This window comes from Streptomyces sp. NPDC102514 (genome assembly GCF_055584525.1).
Genome location: NZ_JBVJLW010000014.1, coordinates 196,721 through 217,449 on the forward strand (window position 1 = coordinate 196,721; position 20,729 = coordinate 217,449).

Genomic DNA, 20,729 nt, shown 5'->3' on the forward strand with positions numbered 1-20,729 from the left:
CGTCAGTCCCCGATCCGGATGGCCTGCAGCGGGCAGACGTCGGCGGCCTCCTCGACCTCCTCGCGGCGGGTGTCGTCGGCGTCGGGGGCGTGGATCAGATGTCCTTCGTCGTCGAATCGGAAGACGTCGGGAGCGGCGAACACGCACTGGCCGTGGTCCTGGCATTTGTTCATGTCGACGACGACCTTCATGGCCGGTCCTCCAGATGACGTGTCACGTCGGAGGGGAACGGACGGGGACTCGGACCCTGAGGGCGGGCCCGGCCGGTGGAGCGGCTCGGGACCGCCCCCTCCCCCCATTTCATTTGACCCCAAACAAAATAGAAAGCAACGGGGCCGGGGTCAAGGGGTCGGGAGCCGGCTCGCACCGACAGGGACCGACTGCGCAGTTCCCCGCGCCCCTGGGGGGTAAGAGCTGGGGCGCGCTGCCAGCTGCCGGTCACCTGTGGCTGGCGGCGCGGTTCCCCGCGCCCCTGAAAAACAAAAGACCGCGCCGTTCCCCGCGCCCCTGAGGGGGTGGGGGCTGGGGCGCGCGGACGGATGCCGGTCGTCCGTGGCTGATCGCGCCGTTCCTCGCGCCCCTGAGGGGGTGGGGGCCGGGGCGCGTGGACGGGTGACGGTTGTCCGTGGCTGGCCGCGCCGTTCCCCGCGCCCCTCAAAAGCGGGGCTGCGCCCCTGCTTTTGCCCCTTCAGGGGCGCGGGGAACTGCGCGGGCAACCCCCACCGGGCCGCACCCGAAAACCGCTCAACCGCCGGAGCTATCCAGCTCCGCGTCCTCGCTCACGCCCGAGCAGTCGTACGGATCCTTCAGCCATCCGTCCGGGAGGACGACCCGGCCGTTGCCGGACGTGCGGCCGCGCGGCCCGTCCGCCCCCACCGGCCACGGCTGGTCGAGTTCCAACTCCTCCAGCCCCTCCGCCAGTTCGCTCAAGGACGAGGTGACGGCGAGCCGCCGCCGCATCTCGGAGCCGACGGCGAACCCCTTCAGGTACCACGCCACGTGCTTGCGGAAGTCGATGACCCCGCGCGCCTCGTCCCCGATCCACTCCCCGAGCAGCGTCGCGTGCCGCACCATCACGGCCGCGACCTCACGAAGGGCCGGCTGCGCGTACTGACCGCCCCGCCCCTCGAACGCCGCGACGAGGTCGGCGAACAGCCACGGCCGCCCGAGGCACCCCCGGCCCACGACGACCCCGTCGCACCCGGTCTCCCGTACCATCCGCAGCGCGTCGTCGGCGGACCAGATGTCCCCGTTCCCGAGGACGGGAATCTCCGGCACGTGCTCCCTGAGCCGTGCGATGGCGTCCCAGTCGGCCGTCCCGCCGTAGTGCTGCGCCGCGGTGCGCCCGTGCAGCGCGATCGCCGTCACACCCTCCTCGACCGCGATACGGCCCGCGTCGAGGAACGTGATGTGGTCGTCGTCGATACCCTTGCGCATCTTCATGGTGACCGGCAGGTCCCCCGCCCCGGCGACCGCCTCCCGCAGGATCGCCCGCAGCAGAGGCCGCTTGTACGGCAGGGCGGACCCGCCGCCCTTGCGTGTCACCTTGGGCACCGGGCAGCCGAAGTTCAGGTCGATGTGGTCGGCGAGGCCCTCGTCCGCGATCATGCGGACGGCCTTGCCGACGGTCGCGGGGTCGACGCCGTACAGCTGGATCGAACGCGGGGTCTCCGACGCGTCGAAGCGGATCAGCTGCATGGTCTTCTCGTTGCGTTCGACCAGCGCCCGCGTGGTGATCATCTCGCTGACGAACAGGCCCTTGCCCCCGCTGAACTCCCTGCACAGTGTGCGGAACGGCGCGTTCGTGATGCCCGCCATGGGGGCGAGCACGACGGGCGGCCGGACGGTGTGCGGGCCGATCTGCAGTGCGGTGTTCACCGCGGACGTGAGCGTGGGCATGCCCCCATTGTCACGTACGCCGACCGATGACGGTAGTCGTTAGTTAGGCACACTACCGACATGAGCGTAACCTGGTACCCATGCCTGAGCTCAGCCCCCGCCGGCGTCAGCTGGTGCTCGCGATCTGCTGCATGAGTCTGCTGATCGTGAGCCTCGACAACACCGTCCTCAACGTCGCCCTCCCCTCCATGCAGAAGGATCTGCACGCGAGCCTGGCGGGCATGCAGTGGACGATCGACGCGTACACCCTGGTGCTCGCCTCGCTGCTGATGCTCGCGGGCTCGACCGCCGACCGCATCGGCCGCCGCAAGGTCTTCATGGCGGGCCTGGTCGTCTTCACCGTCGGCTCGGTCCTGTGCTCGCTCGCGCCGAACCTCGAATCCCTCGTGGCCTTCCGCATGATCCAGGCGGTCGGCGGCTCGATGCTCAACCCGGTCGCCATGTCGATCATCACCAACACCTTCACCGACCCGCGCGAACGTGCCCGTGCGATCGGGGTCTGGGGCGCGGTGGTCGGCATATCCATGGCCGCGGGCCCGCTGGTCGGCGGCCTCCTCGTGGACTCCGTCGGCTGGCGCTCGATCTTCTGGGTCAACCTGCCGGTGGGCCTGGCCGCGCTCCTGCTCACCCTGCGGTACGTGCCGGAGTCCCGCGCGCCCAAGGCGCGCCGCCCCGACCCGGTGGGCCAGCTCCTGGTGATCGCGCTGCTCGGCTCCCTCACCTACGCGATCATCGAGGCGCCCAGCTCGGGCGCCGGCAAGATCCTCGTCTTCGGCGGGATCGCGCTCGCCGCGCTGGTCACACTCCTCTGGTACGAGCCGCGGCGCGACGAACCCCTCATCGACCTGCGCTTCTTCCGGTCGGCGCCGTTCAGTGGGGCGACCGTGGTGGCGGTCAGCGCGTTCGCCGCGCTCGGCGGGTTCCTCTTCCTCTCCACCCTCTACCTCCAGAACGTCCGGGGGCTGAGCGCGCTCGACGCGGGCCTGTGGATGCTGCCCATGGCGGCGATGACCTTCGTCTGCGCGCCGCTGTCCGGGCGGCTGGTCGGCAACCGGGGGCCGCGGCTCTCCCTCCTGGTCGCCGGTACGGCGATGACGGTGAGCGGGGTGCTGTTCGCGGCGTTCGAGGCGGAGACGGCGAACGTGACGCTCGTCATCGGGTACGTGCTGTTCGGGCTCGGCTTCGGTTTCGTGAACGCGCCCATCACCAACACGGCGGTGTCGGGCATGCCCCGCGCCCAGGCGGGGGTGGCGGCGGCCGTCGCGTCCACGAGCCGGCAGATCGGGCAGACGCTGGGGGTCGCGGTGATCGGGGCGGTCCTCGCGTCGGGGGTCGGCACGTCGTCGTACCGGGCCGCGTTCGTCTCGGCGGCCCGGCCCGCGTGGTGGATCATCACCGCGTGCGGCCTCTCGGTCCTGGTGGTGGGCGGCCTGTCCAGCGGCCGCTGGGCCCGCGGAACGGCGGCCCGCACGGCGGCCCGCCTGTCCGCACCGGAGGTGAAGGAGTCCGCAGGCGTCACCTGACCCTGCACCCCGCCGTACCGGAAGGTGCATTACCGGCTGCGGCCCGGTGGGGGCCGTTCGCGCAGTTCCCCGCGCCCCTGGGGGGGGCGGGGGCCGTCGCCGAGTGCGGGCACATCGTGGCTGAGCGCGCCGTTCCCCGCGCCCCTCAAAAGCGGGGCTGCGCCCCAGCTTTTGCCCTTAGGGGCGCGAGGAACTGCGCGACCAGCCACAGACGACCGTCACCCGTCCCCACACGCCAGCCCCCACCCTCCAGGGGCGCGAGGAACGGCGCGAGCAACCCCCACCGGCCCGCACCCGAAACGCGACCCCACCCACCCCACCCCTCAGCCCCGCTGAACAGCCAGTTCCTGCAACCGTTCAAGCCGCGCACGCGACGCCCCGTCCGCCGGCGCGTACGTGACCATCCGCGCCCCCTCCCCCGGCCCCAGCCAAAGATCCGTGTGGACGAGCGTCAGCCGCCCCACGTACCGGTTGTCGAACAGCTTCGTCTTGCTGCGCGAACCGACCACCTCGTGCCGCCCCCACACCTCCCGGAACTCCTCCGACTCCGCGCACAGCCGCTTGAGCAGCATCTTCCACGCGGGGTCCGCGAGGTGCCCGGCCATGGACCCGCGGAACTTCGCCGCCATCAGCCGCACGGTCTCCTCAAGCAGCACGATCGTGGAGCGCCACTGCTCGTTCGTGGTGATGAGGAGCATGCAGTTGCGGTCCTCCGGCGGCACCTCGTCGAGGTCGCACAGCAGCAGCCCGTACGTGCGGTTGTACGCGAGGACGTCGTACCGGCTGTTCTGGATGCAGGCGGGCAACGGCTCCAGCTGTTCCAGCAGCTGGAGCAGCGCCGGCGTGATCGTCATGCAGCGTGAGGCCGGCGTGGGATCGACGGCCCCGGCCAGCTGGAAGAGGTGGGCGCGCTCGTTGGAGTCGAGCATCAGGGTGCGGGCGAGCGCGTCGAGGACCTGGACGGAGACCTGGATGTCACGGGCCTGTTCGAGCCAGGTGTACCAGGTGACGCCGACCGCGGAGAGCTGCGCGACCTCCTCCCGGCGCAGGCCGGGGGTGCGCCGGCGGCTGCCGCGGGGCAGCCCCACCTGTTCGGGTGTGATGTGCTCACGCCGATGACGGAGGAAGGCGGCCAGCTCGTGCCGCCGGATCTCCGGCTCCCCCGCCCAGGTGACTCCTCCCGTCACCCCGGTGACCGGTCCCGTGCCCGCCATCGTCTTCTCGGCCATGGTCGTCATGTCTCCAGCCTGCCGCCCCGCGGCCCCTGTCGCGGACCCTGTTGCCGGGTACTCCTTCTACCAGGATAAGAAGACTCTGGTACCAGTCTGGGAGTCGGCGCAAGATCGATGCCGTGACCGAAATCCTCGCTCCCCGCACAGCCCGCTCCGTGGCGGCCGGCCCACCCGTGCTCGGCACGCTCGGACTGTTCACCGTGCTGCTCGGCGCGGCCCTGCCCCTCATCGACTTCTTCATCGTGAATGTCGCCCTGCCCACGATCGGCCACGACCTGGCCGCGGGCGACGCCGTCCTGGAACTCGTCGTCGCCGGGTACGGGGTCGCGTACGCCGTGCTCCTCGTCCTCGGCGGACGGCTCGGCGACACGTTCGGCAGGCGGCGGCTCTTCCTCGGCGGGATGGCGGCCTTCGGGCTGACCTCGCTGGCGTGCGGCCTCGCCCCGACGGCGTGGACGCTCGTCGCGGCGCGCGTCGCCCAGGGCGCGGCGTCCGCGGCGATGCTCCCGCAGGTCCTCGCGACCATCCAGTCGGCGACCCAGGGTCCTCGCCGCGCCAAGGCGATGAGCCTGTACGGGGCCACGGCCGGTCTCTCCATGGTGGCCGGGCAGATACTCGGCGGCGTCCTCGTCGCGGCGGACGTCGCGGGCACCGGCTGGCGCGCGGTCTTCCTGGTGAACGTGCCGGTCGTGCTGGTGGGCCTGTTCCTGGCCGCCAGGGCCGTCCCGGAGACCCGCTCGCAGCATCCGCAGCCGGTGGACGTCCCCGGTACGGTCCTGCTGGGCGTGGCCCTGGTGTCCCTGCTGGCCCCGCTGACCGAGGGCCGGGCGGCGGGCTGGCCGCTGTGGACCTGGCTGTCGCTGGCCCTGTTCCCCGTCGCCGCGACCGCCTTCTACCTGGTCGAACGCCGTTCGGAGCGCCGGGGCCGCACTCCGCTGGTCCCGCCGAGCCTCTTCGCCAACGTCCCCCTGCGCCGTGGCCTGATCATGATCGTCCCCTTCTCCATCGGCTTCAGCGGCTTCATGTTCGTCATCGCGGTCGCGCTCCAGGAGGGCGTGGACCTGAGCCCGGTCCGCGCGGGCCTGACCCTCGTACCGATGGCGCTGTCCTTCTTCGTGGCGTCGCTGCTCGGCCCCCGGCTGGTGGCCCGGTGGGGTACGCGCGTGGTGACGGCGGGCGGTCTGGTCCAGGCGGTCGGCGTGGGCGTTCTCGCGCTCACGGTGTGGGGCTCCTGGCCCGACCTCGGCGGTCCGCAGCTCTGGCCGGGCCTGATGATCGCGGGCGCGGGGCAGGCCCTCCAGCTGCCCGTCCTCTTCCGCGTCATCCTGTCCGAGGTCCCCGCGGCCCGCGCCGGGGTGGGCAGCGGAGTGATGATCACCGCCCAGCAGTCGGCGCTCGCCCTCGGCGTGGCCACCCTCGGCACCCTGTTCCTCACCCTGGTCCCGGGCCGGGGCATGGGCGACGCCCTGGCCACGACCCTGCTCGTCCAGCTCGCCGCCGTCGTCCTGACGACGGGGCTGAGCCTGCGCCTGCCGCGCGAGATCGCCTGAGCCGTCGCACCCTCGGGTGGGCCGGTCAGCTGGGGAACATTCCGGTCGCGTTGACCCAGGTGCCGGTGAGCCCGGCCGCCGCGTCGGAGGCGAGGAAGGCCGCCAGGGCCGCGATGTCCGCGATCCGGGGCGAGCGCTTCGTCATCCGCAGGCTGTCGAGGTGCGCGCGGATGCCCGCCACGGCGGCCTCGTCGGGTGCGGGCGCACCGGCCGCGCTGAGCTTCTCGGGGGTGAGGGTGTCGACGACGCCCGCGGTCCAGATGCCGAGGGCCCGTACCCCCGCGGGACCGGCTTCCTGGGCGAGCTGGCGGATCAGCGCGTCGAGTGCGCCGTCGGCCGCCCCCGTACCACCGAGCATCGGACTGCCGTTGTGGGAGCCGCTGTTGAGGCCGAGGATCACTCCGGACCCCTGGGCGGCCATCCGGCGGGCGGCGGCGCGGGCGGTGATGAACTGGCAGGTGATGCCCTGCGCGACCGGCCGGGTGTAGTCGGCCACCGACATCTCGGTCAGGGGGACGCCCTGGAAGTCGCCGCGCGGCACCAGGTTGAACGAGATGTCGAACCGGCCGGCCCGCTCGACGACCGAGTCGGCGTGCGCCTCGACGGCGTCCTCGTCACCGGCGTCGAGCACGTCGTACGTGGCCCCGGTCGCGTCGGCGACCTCACGCAGCGTCTTCTCCGTCCGGCCGACGAGGAACACCCTCGCCCCGGCCTCCGTGTACGCCTTCGCGACACCCGTGCCGAGGGAACCGGCTCCGCCGTAGACGACCGCGACCTTGTTCTGCAGCATGGCTCTTCATCTCCTCGAAGGGGGCGCGGGGTGCGCCCGTCACCCCATGAGACGCGCCCGGCGCGGAAACTCATCGCTCCCACGACCGGCCGTGCGGCTCTCACAGGGTCATCGGCAGCCCGAACGCCTCGAACAGATGGGGTTCGAAGGTGGTGATCTGCGCGATCCGTCCCTCCTCGATCCGCAGTACGTCGATGAGCTGGGCCCGGAACACGCTGGTCCCGGGCCGTTGCAGATATCCGGCGACCGCCACCTGGCCGTTGGCCCGCACCGGCAGGTGCCGCCAGTGCCCGGCGAACATCGGCGAGGCCGGATCGAGGTTCGGCCGTACGAAGGCGAAGAGCGCGTCGCGCGAGGTGAACCAGAACGGGTTCGGCGGCATGGTGAGCACCGCGTCCTCCCGTACCAGCTCGACCATGGCGTCGATGTCGGCCCCTGCGGCAGCCGCCATGTACCGCTGCAGGAGTGCCAGGTCTTCGGCGCTGGGCGGCCGGGCCGACCAGTCCTCGCGCGGGCCTGGCAGGGCCTCCCGCAGGGCCGTTCTGCCCCGCTGGACCGCGCTGTTGGCGGAGGCCTGACTGGCACCGAGCAGGTCGGCGGTCTCCTTCGCCGACCAGCCGGCGACATCGCGCAGGATCACCGCGGCCCGCTGGCGCGGGGGCAGTTGCTGGATGGCGGTGAGGAAGACGAGTTCGAGGGTCTCGCCCGCCACCGCCTCCTCGTCCGGCTCGTGCCGGGACACGGGCGTCTCGGGCAGCTGGTCGTCGGGGAAGGGCTGGAGCCACGGCAGGCTCGGCGGCGGCGGCCCGTCGCCGGAGTCCATGCCCGGCACCGGCTCGTAGGGGGCGGGCCGCCGGTTGTGCGTGCGCAGGAAGTCGAGGCACACCCGGGTGGCGATCTTGTAGAGCCAGGCCCGCGGGTTGCCGACGTCCTCCAGGGTGTCCCGGGCCCGCCAGGCGCGCAGGAACGCCTCCTGGGTGAGGTCCTCGGCCTCGTCGTACGAGCCGAGGATCCGGTAGCAGTGGGCCCGCAGTTCCCGCCGGTGCGCTTCGACGAGCGCGTCGAAGCCGCCGTCACGGGGATTCGTCACACCGGCGGGCGTGACGAATTCCGCGCCCTCGTCTCCGACGGGCTCCGCCCGTTCCTCGGGGGCCTCCCGGGTCTCCTTGGGCTCCATGGTCTCGCGGGCTTCCCGGGCGAGGCGGCGCAGTTGGCCGAAGCGGGGGGACAGGGCCTCGACATCGGCGTGGAAGGCGACCGCGGGTTCCAGGCGCAGCCGTCGCAGCCGGTCGCCCAGGTCGGAGACGAGTTCCCCGGCGGGTGCGCCGGCCGGCCGCTTGCGCTCCCGGTAGGCGCGCTGGCGGCACGCCTGCGAGCAGTACGAGGCGGCCCGTCCGGGCCCTCCGCCGTCCTCGATGGGGCGCCCGCAGATCCGACACGTTCCGGCCATGCCCCCACGCTAAGGGCTGTCCCGCAATCCCGGGCGGGCGCGCGACGACAGCTACGGCACCTCGCCGCGTTGTCGGACCGCCCGAATACGCCCAGTATGCGGACGACCCTCCGCCTTGCGATGCACCGCATCTGACGCCGCGCGCTGATCCACCCGGGATTACGGGACAGCCCTTAGTCGCCGCAGAGGCCCACAATGCGCGGAATGCGCACAGAACTCACCTGACACGCAACCCCGTTGATGTTGTTCTTGTTGCACACTCCTAGGGCTTGTCGCGCAAGCCGAGCGCGACCACCAGGAGGCGTCATGCTGCAGATCAACACCAGCAAAGTGAGCCGCTGGGACCAACACGGCCGCGAGCACGTGGTACGGGTACAGCGCACGGGCATGCAGCGGACGATCAGATGCGACACGTGCGGCTGGCGCAAGCCCGCCCAGTTCCTGCCCTGGCTGAAGGCCGAGGAACATCTCGCGGAGGCGCACCAGGCGACGGTGGACCCGGCCGGTTCCTGAGCCGGTCAGGCCCTCAGTCCACGCACCACCAGGTCCACGACGGCCTCGAACTCGCCCTCGATCCCGGGCTGTTCCCACGCGTCGGCGTGACACGGGTCGTGGAAGCGGTCCGTGGCCTGGAAGAGGGCACGGGCGGTGACGGCGGGGTCGGCGGCGGCGAAGGTGCCGGAGTCGACCCCGGACCGGATGATCGTCGTGAGCTGTCCGGTGAGAGCGGCGATGTGCTCACCGACCGCCTCGCCGCTCTCCCCGGTCAGCACCATGTACGTGGCGAACAGCTCGGGGTCGTCGCCCGCCTTGCGGCGCTTGGCGGTGAACAGCGCCGCGAGCCAGTCGCGCAGCCGGGACTCCGGGTCACGGTCCTGCGCCACGATGTCGTCGAGGACCGCCGACGTACGGTCCAGCCAGCGCTTCGTGACCGCCTCCCTCAGCGCCGCCTTCGTACGGAAGTGCCGGTAGACGCTGCCGTGGCTGACGCCGAGCGCGCGGGCCACGTCCACCACGGTCGCCTTCGCGGGGCCGTGGCGGCGCAGCACCTCCTCGGTCACCTCAAGGATGCGCTCGGCGGTCAGGATCTCGGTGGTCGCCATGGTGATGACCGTACCGGCGGTGTCGTCAGCGCTCGCTGTCGAGGTGTGCCATCTGCGCGGACGGGTAGCGGTCGCCGGCCGCCGAGCCGGCCGGGACGGCCTCCTCGATCGCGGTGAGGTCGGCGGTGTCGAGGCCGACGTCGAGCGCGCCGAGCGCCTCCGTGAGGCGCTCGCGGGTCCGGGCGCCCACGAGCGGCACGATGTCCTCGCCGCGCGACAGCGCCCAGGCGATGGCGATCTGCGCGACGGACGCGCCCTTCTGCTCGGCGATCTTCCGCAGCGCCTCGACGAGGTCCAGGTTGTGGCGGAGGTTGTCGCCCTGGAAGCGGGGGCTGTGGGCACGGAAGTCGTTGGCGGCGAGCTGCCGGTCGGGCGTGAAGTGCCCGGAGATCAGACCGCGGGACAGCACGCCGTACGCGGTGATGCCGATGCCCAGTTCACGGGTGGCCGGCAGGATCTCGGCCTCGATGCCGCGGGAGAGGAGGGAGTACTCGATCTGCAGGTCCGAGATGGGCGCGGTGGCGGCGGCCCGGCGCACGGTGTCGGCCCCGGCCTCGCTCAGGCCGATGTGCCGTACGTACCCCTTCTCGACGAGTTCGGCGATCGCGCCGACGGTCTCCTCGATGGGGACCTCCGGGTCGACGCGCGCGATGCGGTAGACGTCGATGTGGTCGACGCCGAGCCGCTGCAGCGAGTACGCCACGAAGTTGTGGACCGCGGCGGGCCGTCCGTCGTAGCCGGACCAGCGGCCCTCCGGGTCGCGCAGGGCGCCGAACTTCACGCTGACGAGCGCCTGTTCGCGCAGCGCGGCCGGGGCGCTGCGCAGCGCCTCGCCGATCAGCATCTCGTTGTGCCCCATGCCGTAGAAGTCACCGGTGTCGAGCAGGGTGACCCCCGCGTCGAGCGCGGCGTGGATGGTGGCGACGGCCTCGCCCCGATCGGCGTCCCCGTACAGCGCGGACATCCCCATACACCCGAGCCCGAGGGCGGACACCTGCGGACCGGTGGTTCCAAGGGTGCGACTGAGCATCAGAAATCTCCCGACACATAGAAAACGAAGCAACCCCACAACCTTGACATGACAGCTGACAGATTTCAATATCTGTCAGCCGTCACTCCCAACGCCAACCAAAAAGCCTCGACCCCCTCTCGCGTACAAGAGGGGGTCGAGGCTTACTCACCCAAGGGGCGCGGGGAACGGCGCAGTCCTTTGCCTTCAGGGGCGCGGGGAACTGCGCAATCCCTGAGGCCGGCCACGACGCACCGCCGGCCGACAACGGGCCGACAGCCGCCCACCCCCCGCGGAGCGACTAGCAGCCGACAAGCCGCGCAGCCAAGTACCCCTCGATCTGATCGAGAGAAACCCGCTCCTGCTTCATGGTGTCCCGCTCACGCACAGTCACCGCGTTGTCGTCGAGCGTGTCGAAGTCGACGGTCACACAGAACGGCGTACCGATCTCGTCCTGACGACGGTAGCGACGACCGATCGCCCCGGCGTCGTCGAAGTCGATGTTCCAGTTCTGCCGCAGCGCGGTCGCGAGACCCTTCGCCTTCGGGGACAGCTCCGGGTTGCGCGAGAGCGGCAGCACGGCCACCTTCACCGGCGCGAGCCGCGGGTCGAGCCGCAGAACGGTCCGCTTCTCCATCTTGCCCTTGGCGTTGGGCGCCTCGTCCTCGACGTACGCGTCGAGGAGGAACGCCAGCATCGCGCGGCCGACACCGGCCGCGGGCTCGATGACGTACGGGGTCCAGCGCTCGCCGGCCTCCTGGTCGAAGTAGGACAGGTCCTGGCCGGAGGCCTTGGAGTGCGCGGAGAGGTCGTAGTCCGTGCGGTTGGCGACGCCCTCCAGCTCACCCCACTCGTTGCCGCCGAACTGGAAGCGGTACTCGATGTCGGCGGTGCGCTTGGAGTAGTGCGAGAGCTTCTCGGCCGGGTGGTCGTACCAGCGCATGTTCTCCTCGCGGAGGCCCAGGCCGGTGTACCAGTTCCAGCGCTCCTGCATCCAGAACTCCTGCCACTTCTCGTCCTCGCCCGGCTTGACGAAGAACTCCATCTCCATCTGCTCGAACTCGCGGGTCCGGAAGATGAAGTTGCCGGGCGTGATCTCGTTGCGGAAGGACTTGCCCATCTGCGCGATGCCGAACGGCGGCTTCTTGCGCGAAGTCTGCTGGACCTGGGCGAAGTTGGTGAAGATGCCCTGCGCGGTCTCGGGGCGCAGGTAGGCGACGGAGCCGCTGTCCTGCGTGGGGCCGAGGTGCGTGGAGAGCAGGCCGGAGAACTGCTTGGGCTCGGTGAACGTGCCCTTGTTGCCGCAGTTGGGGCAGTTGAGGTCGGCGAGCCCGTTCTCGGGGAGGCGGTTGTGCTTGGCCTCGTACGCCTCCTCGAGGTGGTCGGCGCGGTAGCGCTTGTGACACGAGGTGCACTCGGTGAGCGGGTCGGAGAACGTGGCGACGTGACCGGAGGCCACCCAGACCTCGGTCGCCAGGATCACGGAGGAGTCGAGGCCGACGACGTCCTCGCGCGACGTCACCATGTAGCGCCACCACTGACGCTTGATGTTCTCCTTGAGCTCGACACCCAGCGGCCCGTAGTCCCAGGCGGCGCGCTGGCCGCCGTAGATCTCACTGCACGGATAGACGAAGCCACGGCGCTTGCTCAGGCTGACGATGGAGTCGATCTTGTCGGCGGCCACGGTGCTCTCTTCATTACGACGACGGGCGTTGAAGCGGGTTGCTTCACAGCTATTGCTTCACGGCTACTGCTACAGAGCTGTTGCTTCAGAGCGAATGCCTCAGATTACCGGCGGCCCCGCCCCTCGGATCAAATCGGCCGGGGTCCCGGCCGGAGCCCGGTCCTCCGCTCACCGTCACACCCCTCGCATACCGGGATGAAGTCCAGATCACAGGCCCGCTTATTGACAATCGTTTCCACGCCAGCTGAAAATGACTGTCATGAACGTACGACGACGCCACATATCCGCCGGTGTGATCGCGACGGCCACCGCCCTCGCCCTCGGCTCCCTCTCCGCCTGCTCGTCCGACTCCAGCGCGGCGGACGGCGAGGGCGGCAAGCTCGACGTCGTGGCGTCGTTCTACCCGCTGCAGTTCCTCGCCGAGGAGATAGGCGGGAGCCACGTCAGCGTGAACACCCTGACCGAGCCCGGTCAGGAGCCGCACGACCTGGAGATCAGCGCCAAGCAGACCGCGCAGCTCCAGGAGTCGGACGTGGCTCTCTACCTGAAGGGCCTCCAGCCCTCCGTCGACGAGGCGATAAGCCAGTCCGAGGTGAAGACCAAGGTCGACGCGGCCACCCTCACCGCCCTGGAGAAGCACGGCAACGAGGTCGGCGGCCACGCGGCCGAGCACGACGACGAGGACGAGGACGAGCACGGCCACGAGGAAGGCTCCGGCCTCGACCCGCACATCTGGCTCGACCCCGTGAAGTACGCCGAGGTCGCCGAGGGTGTGGGCAAGGCCTTCGAGAAGGCCGACCCGGACAACGCGGCGACGTACAAGAAGAACACCGCGGCCCTGGTGAAGAAGCTGGACGGGCTCGACACCCGCTTCGAGGACGGCCTCAAGAACACGAAGACCAAGGTCTTCATCACCACCCACGCGGCCTTCGGCTACCTCGCCGAGCGCTACGGCCTCACCGAGGAGGCCATCAACGGCCTGGACCCGGAGAGCGAACCCAGCGCCAACCGCGTCAAGGACCTTGAGAAGATGGCGAAGGCCGACGGCGTCTCCACCGTGTTCTACGAGACGCTCGTCAGCGACAAGACCGCCAAGACCATCGCCGCGGACGCGGACCTCAGGACCGATGTGCTCGACCCGATCGAGGGCATCACCGAGAAGTCCAGGGGCGACGACTACATCCAGGTCATGGACGCCAACCTCAAGGCGCTGCAGACGGCCCTGGGAGCGAAGTGACCGTGAAATGACAGCATCATGAGCAGCACGATCATCCCGATCAGCCTCCGGAGGACGTCGGCATGACGAACGGGTCCGACACACCGACCGACACACCGCACCCGCCTGTCATCTCCCTGCGCGGTGTGACGGCCGAACTCGGCTCACGCCCCGTCCTGCGCGGCATCGACCTCACCGTGAACCGCGGTGAGGTCGTCGCGCTGCTCGGCGCCAACGGCTCCGGCAAGTCGACGGCCATCCGCACGGTCATCGGGCAGGTCCCGGTCAGCGGCGGCGAGATCGAGCTGTTCGGCACACCCCGGCGCCGCTTCCGCGACTGGGCGCGCGTGGGATACGTACCGCAGCGCACGACGGCCGCCGGCGGCGTGCCCGCCACGGTGACCGAGGTGGTGTCCTCCGGGCGGCTGTCCCGCGCCCGCTTCGGCGTCCTGCGCAAGGCGGACCGCGAGGCCGTACGGCACGCCCTGGAGCTGGTCGGCCTCGCCGACCGCGCCAAGGACTCCGTGGACGCCCTCTCCGGCGGCCAGCACCAGCGTGTCCTGATCGCCCGCGCGCTGGCCTCCGTACCGGAACTGCTGATCATGGACGAGCCGATGGCGGGCGTGGACCTGGCGAGCCAGGAAGTCCTCGCGGCGACCCTGCGGGAACAGGTCGCGGCAGGCACGTCCGTCCTCCTCGTGCTGCACGAGCTGGGCCCGCTGGAGCCGCTCATCGACCGCGCGGTCGTGCTGCGCGACGGCTGCGTGCTGCACGACGGCCCGCCCCCGCGGGCGCTCGGCCAGCACGCGCTGCCCGGCCACGACCACGTCCACCCCCACGCGGCCCACGACGCCGAACCCCTCCGCACAGGACTGCTGAGCTGACCGCCATGAACCTCGAAATCCTCGATTACGCCTTCATGCAGCGGGCCCTGCTCGCGGCCGTCCTCGTCGGCATCACCGCGCCCGCGGTCGGCATCTACCTGGTCCAGCGCCGCCAGGCCCTGCTGGGCGACGGCATCGGCCATGTCGCGATGACCGGCGTCGGCCTCGGGTTCCTGCTCTCCTGGTCCCCCGTGTGGATGGCGACGGCCGTCTCCGTGGTCGGCGCGGTCCTGATGGAACTGATCCGCTGGTACGGCAGGACGCGCGGCGACATCGCGCTGGCGATGCTCTTCTACGGGGGCATGGCGGGCGGCGTGATGTTCATCAACCTCGCTCCCGGCGGCTCCAACGCCAACCTGACCTCGTACCTCTTCGGCTCGCTCTCCACGGTGTCGGAGTCGGACGTGACGGCGATCTGCCTGCTGGCCGCCTTCGTCGTCCTCGTCACGATCGGTCTGCGCCGGCAGCTGTTCGCGGTGAGCCAGGACGAGGAGTTCGCGCGGGTGACAGGGCTGCCCGTGCGCGCCCTGAACCTGCTCACGGCGATCACGGCCGCCGTCACCGTCACGGTCGCCATGCGGGTCGTCGGCCTGCTCCTGGTCTCCGCGCTGATGGTGGTGCCGGTGGCCGCCGCGCAGCAGCTCAGCCGGAGTTTCGCCGCCACGTTCGCGATCTCGGTGGCGATCGGCGTCAGCGTGACGATCGGCGGCACGGTCACGTCGTACTACCAGGACGTACCGCCCGGCGCGACGATCGTGCTGCTGACCATCGGGGCGTTCATGCTGCTCACCGTGGCGGCGACGCCGCTGGCCAGGCGGCGTGCGCGGGCCGCCGCGCAGGCCTCGGCACGGGAGGGCGGGGACCCGGCGGAGTGTGCCATTCCCGGCTCCCGTACACCGACCGGGAAGGTCGGCGTCTGACCGCGCCCAGCTCGGGCTGGCACAATGGCCCGGCAAGCCGCAGACGTTTGGAGGCAACGGTGACGACCGCTGGACCGCCCGTTCGGGGCCGTTCCACCCGGCAGCGTGCCGCCGTGGCGGCGGCGCTCGACGAGGTGGACGAGTTCCGTAGTGCGCAGGACCTGCACGACATGCTCAAGCACAAGGGCGATTCCGTCGGGCTGACCACGGTGTACCGCACGCTGCAGTCGCTCGCGGACGCGGGTGAGGTCGACGTGCTGCGTACGTCCGACGGTGAGTCGGTGTACCGCCGCTGTGCGAGCGGGGACCATCACCATCACCTGGTGTGCCGGGTGTGCGGCAAGGCCGTGGAGGTGGAGGGGCCTGCGGTGGAGAAGTGGGCCGAGGCGATCGCTTCTGAGCACGGCTACGTGAACGTCGCCCACACGGTGGAGATCTTCGGCACCTGCGCGGACTGCGCTGCGCGCGGCCAGGGAGTATGAACCTCAGCCCGGTGGGGGTCGACGTCAAACGATTGCGCAGTTCCCCGCGCCCCTAGGTACCTAGGGGCGCGGGGAACTGCGCGGGTGACCCCCACCGGCCCGCAGCCGGGAGTCGGCCGGGTTTTCAGGGGCGCGGGGAACTGCGCAATCGTTGACGCCAGCCCCCACCGGTTTCAGGGGCGCGGGGAACTGCGCAATCGTTGAGGTCAGCCCTCGTCCGGGCGGCCTCTCATGTCCGCTTCCATCGTGAGCAGGTCCTCGTTCGGGACCGCCCCACCGAAGCGGCGGTCCCGCGACGCGTACTCCACGCACGCCCGCCACAGATCACGCCGGTCGAAGTCCGGCCACAGCACGTCCTGGAAGACCATCTCCGCGTAACTGGACTGCCAGATCAGGTAATTGGACGTCCGCTGCTCACCACTGGGGCGAAGGAACAGGTCCACATCCGGCATGTCCGGGTAGTACAGATACTTCTGGATGGTCTTCTCACTGACCTTGTCCGGGTCCAGCTTCCCCGCGGCGACATCCAGCGCCATCGCCTTCGCCGCGTCGGCCAGCTCCGCCCTGCCCCCGTAATTCACGCAGAAGTACAAGGTCATCGCGTCGTTGTCCTGCGTCTGCTCCTGCGCGACCTGCAACTCCTGCACGACGGACTTCCACAGCTTCGGCATCCGCCCGACCCACCGGATCCGGATGCCGAGGTCGTTCATCTCGTCGCGCCGGCGCCGGATGACGTCCTTGTTGAAGTTCATCAGGAAGCGGACCTCCTCGGGCGACCGCTTCCAGTTCTCCGTGGAGAAGGCGTACAGGGAGAGGTTCTTGACTCCCAGCTCCAGGCATCCCTTGAGGACGTCCATGACGACGCCCTCACCGACCCGGTGCCCCTCTGTGCGCGGCAGCCCGCGTTCCTTGGCCCAGCGCCCGTTCCCGTCCATCACGCACGCCACGTGGTTCGGGATCAGCTCACCGGGGAGCTTGGGCGCGCGGGCACCGGACGGGTGCGGCTCCGGCGTCTTGTACTCGCGGCGCTGGCGCCCCAGGATCCCGCGTACCACCATCTGCTTCTCGTCTCCTCAGATCTCGTACAGCACGTACAGCCAGTCGCAGGTTGTCGCTCAGGTGCTTTTCTCGACGTACCGCAGGGAGCGCAGGCCGCGCTCCAGGTGCCAGTGCAGGTAGGCCGACACCAGGCCGCTGCCCTCCCTGACGTACCGCGGCTCGCACGCGTCGGCGAGTGCCCAGTCCCCCGTCAGCAGCGCGCCGAGCAGTTCGAGGGCCCCCGCCGAGGGTACGACGCTGCCGGGCACCCGGCAGTCGACGCAGACGGAACCTCCCGCGGCGACCGAGAAGAAGCGATTCGGTCCGGGCATCCCGCATTTCGCGCAGTCGCTGAAACTGGGCGCGTACCCGTTCACGGCGAGGGAGCGCAGCAGGAACGCGTCGAGGATGAGGTGCGGCTCGTGTTCGCCCTGCGCGAGGGTGCGCAGCCCGCCCACGAGCAGCAGGTACTGCTGGACGGCGGGCTCGCCCTCGTGGTCCGTGAACCGCTCCGCCGTCTCCAGCATGGCCGTCCCGGCGGTGTACCGGGCGTAGTCGGTGACGATCCCGCCGCCGTACGGAGAGATCGTCTCGCTCTGCGTGCACAGCGGCAGCCCGCGGCCGATCAGCTCGCTCCCCCGCGCGAAGAACTGCACGTCGACGTGGGAGAAGGGTTCGAGCCGGGCCCCGAACTTCGACTTGGTCCGGCGCACCCCGCGGGCCACGGCCCGTACGCGTCCGTGACCGCGCGTGAGCAACGTGATGATCCGGTCCGCCTCACCCAGCTTCTGGGTGCGCAGCACGATGCCGTCGTCGCGGAACAGGCTCATGGCCCCATTCTCGCGTACGCGGGCGGCGGGTGTGGCCGGGGTCCTTTCAAGGGACCTCGCCCCGGCTGCGTGCGTTGGCGTACGCGGTCGCGGCGCTGAGCCGTTCCGCCATGGTGGCTCCCCGGGCGGTGTCCGGTGCGCAGTCCCACTCCCGGCCGCCGCCGTAGGGCCGCAGTTGCAGGTACGGCCCCTCGTGACCCATCACTCTGCCCACCCGGCCGCTTCTGGTGTCGACGACGTACGTCCCGACGACCGGCCTCACCGGAGTACCGCCGCGAGCCGGGCCGCCGTCTCGACGGAACACCGGCCCAGTTCCACGAGGGGGCACGGCGATTCCCGCGCCAAGGTTGCCGGGTCGATCCGGAGTGTCGGCAACTTAATTCCTGCGGTTGCGAGCGCTTCGCGCAATTCCTTCACCGTTTCCTCCGCTTGTTCGACGCAGGCCGTCGAGTGCTGTGCGTCGGGTGCCTGGCTGGCAGACCTCACGGGTGTTCCCCTTCCTTTTCGGGTTCTACTCTTTCCATCTCCACGATGACGCCCACCACTTACTCTTTGGAAGACCTCTGGTCTCAGCAACGTCGATGCAGTACAGGGGGTTTTCCATGGCCAATGGTTCACGGCAGGCGGCTTGGGAGTTCTTCGGAACAGAGCTGAAGAGACACCGGGAGGAGGCGGGGCTGACACAGGCGGAGTTGGGTTATCGCGTTTTTGTGTCGGGCGGCTACATCGGGCAATTCGAACAGGCAATTCGTAAGCCGCAGCTGGATGTGGCGGCCCGTATCGACGAAGTCCTACAAACCGCCGGATTCTTCGAGCGCCTGTGGCAAAAACTGATCAAGGACCAGCCCTATACCGAGTACTTCGCACACGTGGTGGAGCTGGAACGGCTGGCGACCGCGATCAGTGAGTACGCCCCCACGGTGGTCCCCGGGCTCCTCCAGACGCGGGAGTACGCACAGGCGGTCTTCCTGGCGGGCAACCCGCTCGCCCCGGACGGCTACATCGAGGAGCTGCTCAAGGGGCGCATGGATCGGACGCAACTCCTCAAGGACGCTACAAGGCCAGCGTATTGGGTGGTCCTCCACGAGACGGCCCTGCGCGTCGCCGTCGGCGGCCCGAAGGTCATGGCCCACCAACTGGACCACATCGTGACGCTGACGCAGGAACGCAAGGTACTGATGCAGGTGCTGCCGTTCGCGGCGGGAGCACACCGGGAGATGGGCAAGATGATGAAGCTCATGGAGTTCGAGGACGCTCCGCCAACTGTCTATACAGAGGCGGTTCTTTCCGGACATCTGCTGGACGAACCGGCAGTGGTGAAGCGGACCCAATCGTCTTACGATCTCATCAGGGCCGCCGCGCTGTCACCGGAGGCGTCCCTGGCCCTGATCCAGTCGGCGGCAGAGGAACATAGGCAATGCGGGAGTACGACCTGAGCGCTGCTCATTGGCGCAAGAGCAGCTACAGCGACGACAACGGCGGCGAGTGTGTCGAGGTCGCGAACGATTTCTTCGGCGCGGCCCGCTGGCGAAAAAGCACCTACAGCGGAGGCAGCGGCGGCGAAGACTGCGTCGAGGTAGCCGACGGAGTCCCCGGCATCATCCCCGTGCGGGACAGCAAAGTCCTCGCGGGCCCCGTCCTCCTCATCGGCACCCGCGCCTGGACGGAGTTCATCCGCACCGTCGCGGCGTGACGAGTCGAGGTCGTTCCGCGCCCTGGCTCAGGAATTCCAGGAATTCACCCGGCAGTGGTTCGGTAGCGAACAGTTCGACCGGTTTGCCGCCCCCTATATCCTCAGACGCCGGACGGGCTGAATACGTTTCAGCCCGTCCGGCGTTCGAGGACCGGGGGTTCGGTTCGGGTGCGCGGCAAAGAGGTGAGCATAAAGCCACCAAAAGCATTGCCACAGAATTCATTGTTCAGACTTTCGCCCGTACTGCCGTGCCAGTGCGTGGAACGCCTGTTTCGGTTCCCAGTGCCAGGGGGAGTCGGGGTCGCCGAGGCGGTCCTTGAGGGGCTTGACGACGGCGTAGGACGCCATGTCGAGGTCGTAGCGAGGATTGTCCGGGCGGTGCGGGGCGTCCGCGGTGACGAACTCGAACGCCATCGCCGCGTACAGGTTCATCGACTCGAAGACGTCGAGCAGATCGGTCAGATACGCGGCCTGTACGCGCTCGCTGCGCACCAGCCCGCCCTTGATCTCCGGCGGCTCCTTGCTGTGGTCGACGGCGTCCCAGCCCATCCCGCCCCGCTCCGGCGCACCGACGAACGTGCAGGTGCCGAACTCGGTGATGGCGACCGGCTTGCCCCAGCGCCGGAACCTGCGCAACTCGGCCACGTACCGCGCCCGTTGCGGGAAGTACGAGTAGTAGTCGATGCCCACGATGTCGAAGAGGTTCCAGTCGACGTTCTCGAACGACGCGTCCTGCGCGGCGGCGTAACTGAGCTTCCCGCGGAACACCGACCGCCCCACGCCCGCCGCCTTCGCGGTGAACGCGGCCAGCCGCCGCTGCATGCCCGCCAGGTCGAAGTCCTCCTTCTGCAGGTTCGCGATCCGCTCGAAGACGTCGGCACCCGGCACGATCCCCGGTACGAACAGCCAGAACTCGCATCCCACGGCGAGCGTGACCCGCGCCCCCTGCCGCCGCAGCCGCTCCCCGTGCCGGCCGGCCTCCGCGAGGTGGTCGAGGATCTGCTTCTCCGGCACATCGCCCAGCGTCGGCTGGAGCCAGACGTGCAGGCCCCGCTCGGCGACCTCGTCCGCCGTGGCGGTGAGCCGCCCGACGCCGTCCCCGGTGACCTCGACGGTGTCGGCGTGCAGGTCGTGCGCGATGGCCCGGATGTCACCGCGCATCCGGCGCCCGCTCCACGCCGTCCCCGGGGTCTCCCCGGCCCCGACGGTGTAGACGACCCCGCGGTGCGTGAGCCCGCGCCCCGCGCCCTCACGGCGGGTGCCGGCCATCTCCGCGGCTTCTGCGGCCTCCGCGGCCCGGGCCGAGGGGGCCGCCCGGAGGCCCGCTGCCGCCCCCACCCCCACGGCCGCCGCCCCGGCCATGAACCGTGCCCTGCTCATCCCCGCGTTCTCAGCCATGCCGTCAGCCTGCCGGGCCGGGCCCTCC

21 protein-coding genes are annotated in these 20,729 nt (G+C 70.2%); 9 read left to right on the forward strand and 12 right to left on the reverse strand.

Features of this window, described 5'->3' with window-relative positions:
* Nucleotides 1-2: 2 nt before the first annotated feature.
* Together ACZ60E_RS31580 and dusB are read right to left on the reverse strand one after the other, a co-directional pair.
* Nucleotides 3-191, reverse strand: coding sequence for a ferredoxin (locus tag ACZ60E_RS31580; RefSeq protein ID WP_469444847.1), 189 nt, complete (start codon nt 189-191; stop codon nt 3-5).
* 553 nt (nt 192-744) lie between these two features.
* Nucleotides 745-1,899: a tRNA dihydrouridine synthase DusB gene (gene dusB / locus ACZ60E_RS31585; protein WP_469444848.1), complete on the reverse strand. Its 1,155-nt coding sequence runs from the start codon at nt 1,897-1,899 to the stop codon at nt 745-747.
* A gap of 80 nt (nt 1,900-1,979) precedes the next feature.
* On the opposite strand from dusB, the gene ACZ60E_RS31590 reads away from it, so the two are divergent.
* A complete protein-coding gene (locus ACZ60E_RS31590; protein WP_453794707.1) occupies nt 1,980-3,422 on the forward strand; it encodes an MFS transporter in 1,443 nt (480 codons plus the stop codon).
* A 323-nt stretch (nt 3,423-3,745) separates the two neighbouring features.
* On the opposite strand, the gene ACZ60E_RS31595 is transcribed toward ACZ60E_RS31590, so the two are convergent.
* On the reverse strand, nt 3,746-4,660 hold the full coding sequence (locus ACZ60E_RS31595) for a helix-turn-helix transcriptional regulator (protein WP_469444851.1): 915 nt from the start codon (nt 4,658-4,660) through the stop codon (nt 3,746-3,748).
* Nucleotides 4,661-4,773: 113 nt separating this feature from the next.
* Here ACZ60E_RS31595 and ACZ60E_RS31600 point away from each other — a divergent pair, with 113 nt between their 5' ends.
* Nucleotides 4,774-6,204 (forward strand): MFS transporter, encoded by a 1,431-nt coding sequence (locus ACZ60E_RS31600; RefSeq protein ID WP_469444853.1) that lies wholly within the window; start codon nt 4,774-4,776, stop codon nt 6,202-6,204.
* A 25-nt stretch (nt 6,205-6,229) separates the two neighbouring features.
* Here the strand turns inward: ACZ60E_RS31600 and ACZ60E_RS31605 are convergent, their stop codons facing one another.
* A complete protein-coding gene (locus tag ACZ60E_RS31605; RefSeq protein ID WP_469444854.1) occupies nt 6,230-6,994 on the reverse strand; it encodes an SDR family NAD(P)-dependent oxidoreductase in 765 nt (254 codons plus the stop codon).
* A gap of 100 nt (nt 6,995-7,094) precedes the next feature.
* On the reverse strand, nt 7,095-8,444 hold the full coding sequence (locus ACZ60E_RS31610) for an RNA polymerase subunit sigma-70 (RefSeq protein ID WP_469444856.1): 1,350 nt from the start codon (nt 8,442-8,444) through the stop codon (nt 7,095-7,097).
* Between the two features lie 306 nt (nt 8,445-8,750).
* On the opposite strand from ACZ60E_RS31610, the gene ACZ60E_RS31615 reads away from it, so the two are divergent.
* Nucleotides 8,751-8,957 (forward strand): hypothetical protein, encoded by a 207-nt coding sequence (locus tag ACZ60E_RS31615; RefSeq protein ID WP_384812906.1) that lies wholly within the window; start codon nt 8,751-8,753, stop codon nt 8,955-8,957.
* Between the two features lie 5 nt (nt 8,958-8,962).
* Here the strand turns inward: ACZ60E_RS31615 and ACZ60E_RS31620 are convergent, their stop codons facing one another.
* The 3 genes from ACZ60E_RS31620 to ACZ60E_RS31630 form a co-directional block, all read right to left on the reverse strand.
* A complete protein-coding gene (locus ACZ60E_RS31620; RefSeq protein ID WP_469444860.1) occupies nt 8,963-9,547 on the reverse strand; it encodes a TetR/AcrR family transcriptional regulator in 585 nt (194 codons plus the stop codon).
* A 25-nt stretch (nt 9,548-9,572) separates the two neighbouring features.
* Nucleotides 9,573-10,577 (reverse strand): aldo/keto reductase, encoded by a 1,005-nt coding sequence (locus ACZ60E_RS31625; RefSeq protein WP_453794713.1) that lies wholly within the window; start codon nt 10,575-10,577, stop codon nt 9,573-9,575.
* 280 nt (nt 10,578-10,857) lie between these two features.
* Nucleotides 10,858-12,240, reverse strand: a complete 1,383-nt coding sequence (locus ACZ60E_RS31630; protein WP_384812896.1) for a glycine--tRNA ligase — start codon at nt 12,238-12,240, stop codon at nt 10,858-10,860.
* 259 nt (nt 12,241-12,499) lie between these two features.
* Between ACZ60E_RS31630 and ACZ60E_RS31635 the strand changes: the two genes are divergently transcribed.
* The 4 genes from ACZ60E_RS31635 to ACZ60E_RS31650 all read left to right on the forward strand — a co-directional run bounded on the left by ACZ60E_RS31635 (nt 12,500) and on the right by ACZ60E_RS31650 (nt 15,742).
* The gene (locus ACZ60E_RS31635) at nt 12,500-13,477 is read left to right on the forward strand and encodes a metal ABC transporter substrate-binding protein (protein WP_469444863.1); all 978 of its coding nucleotides are present in this window, start codon (nt 12,500-12,502) and stop codon (nt 13,475-13,477) included.
* Between the two features lie 62 nt (nt 13,478-13,539).
* Nucleotides 13,540-14,340, forward strand: a complete 801-nt coding sequence (locus ACZ60E_RS31640) for a metal ABC transporter ATP-binding protein (RefSeq protein ID WP_385838709.1) — start codon at nt 13,540-13,542, stop codon at nt 14,338-14,340.
* Between the two features lie 5 nt (nt 14,341-14,345).
* Nucleotides 14,346-15,260, forward strand: a complete 915-nt coding sequence (locus ACZ60E_RS31645; RefSeq protein ID WP_469444865.1) for a metal ABC transporter permease — start codon at nt 14,346-14,348, stop codon at nt 15,258-15,260.
* A 59-nt stretch (nt 15,261-15,319) separates the two neighbouring features.
* Nucleotides 15,320-15,742, forward strand: coding sequence for a Fur family transcriptional regulator (locus tag ACZ60E_RS31650; protein WP_107016355.1), 423 nt, complete (start codon nt 15,320-15,322; stop codon nt 15,740-15,742).
* A gap of 206 nt (nt 15,743-15,948) precedes the next feature.
* Here the strand turns inward: ACZ60E_RS31650 and ACZ60E_RS31655 are convergent, their stop codons facing one another.
* Genes ACZ60E_RS31655 through ACZ60E_RS31665 form a run of 3 tightly spaced genes read right to left on the reverse strand, consistent with a single transcriptional unit; the run spans nt 15,949 to nt 17,872 of the window.
* Nucleotides 15,949-16,800, reverse strand: coding sequence for an isoprenyl transferase (locus ACZ60E_RS31655; RefSeq protein ID WP_384812884.1), 852 nt, complete (start codon nt 16,798-16,800; stop codon nt 15,949-15,951).
* Between the two features lie 57 nt (nt 16,801-16,857).
* Nucleotides 16,858-17,610, reverse strand: a complete 753-nt coding sequence (gene recO / locus ACZ60E_RS31660; protein ID WP_384812881.1) for a DNA repair protein RecO — start codon at nt 17,608-17,610, stop codon at nt 16,858-16,860.
* A gap of 46 nt (nt 17,611-17,656) precedes the next feature.
* Nucleotides 17,657-17,872 (reverse strand): hypothetical protein, encoded by a 216-nt coding sequence (locus ACZ60E_RS31665; protein WP_384812976.1) that lies wholly within the window; start codon nt 17,870-17,872, stop codon nt 17,657-17,659.
* A gap of 340 nt (nt 17,873-18,212) precedes the next feature.
* On the opposite strand from ACZ60E_RS31665, the gene ACZ60E_RS31670 reads away from it, so the two are divergent.
* Together ACZ60E_RS31670 and ACZ60E_RS31675 are read left to right on the forward strand one after the other, a co-directional pair.
* The gene (locus ACZ60E_RS31670) at nt 18,213-19,046 is read left to right on the forward strand and encodes a helix-turn-helix domain-containing protein (RefSeq protein WP_469444867.1); all 834 of its coding nucleotides are present in this window, start codon (nt 18,213-18,215) and stop codon (nt 19,044-19,046) included.
* The gene (locus tag ACZ60E_RS31675; RefSeq protein WP_469444869.1) at nt 19,028-19,303 is read left to right on the forward strand and encodes a DUF397 domain-containing protein; all 276 of its coding nucleotides are present in this window, start codon (nt 19,028-19,030) and stop codon (nt 19,301-19,303) included. The genes ACZ60E_RS31670 and ACZ60E_RS31675 overlap by 19 nt, the downstream gene beginning before the upstream one ends.
* Before the next feature lie 219 nt (nt 19,304-19,522).
* Here ACZ60E_RS31675 and ACZ60E_RS31680 read toward each other — a convergent pair whose 3' ends face one another.
* Nucleotides 19,523-20,701 carry an abortive phage infection protein gene (locus tag ACZ60E_RS31680; RefSeq protein ID WP_469444871.1) on the reverse strand — a complete coding sequence of 393 codons (1,179 nt, stop codon included), beginning with the start codon at nt 20,699-20,701 and terminating at the stop codon, nt 19,523-19,525.
* Between the last annotated feature and the right edge of the window lie 28 nt (nt 20,702-20,729).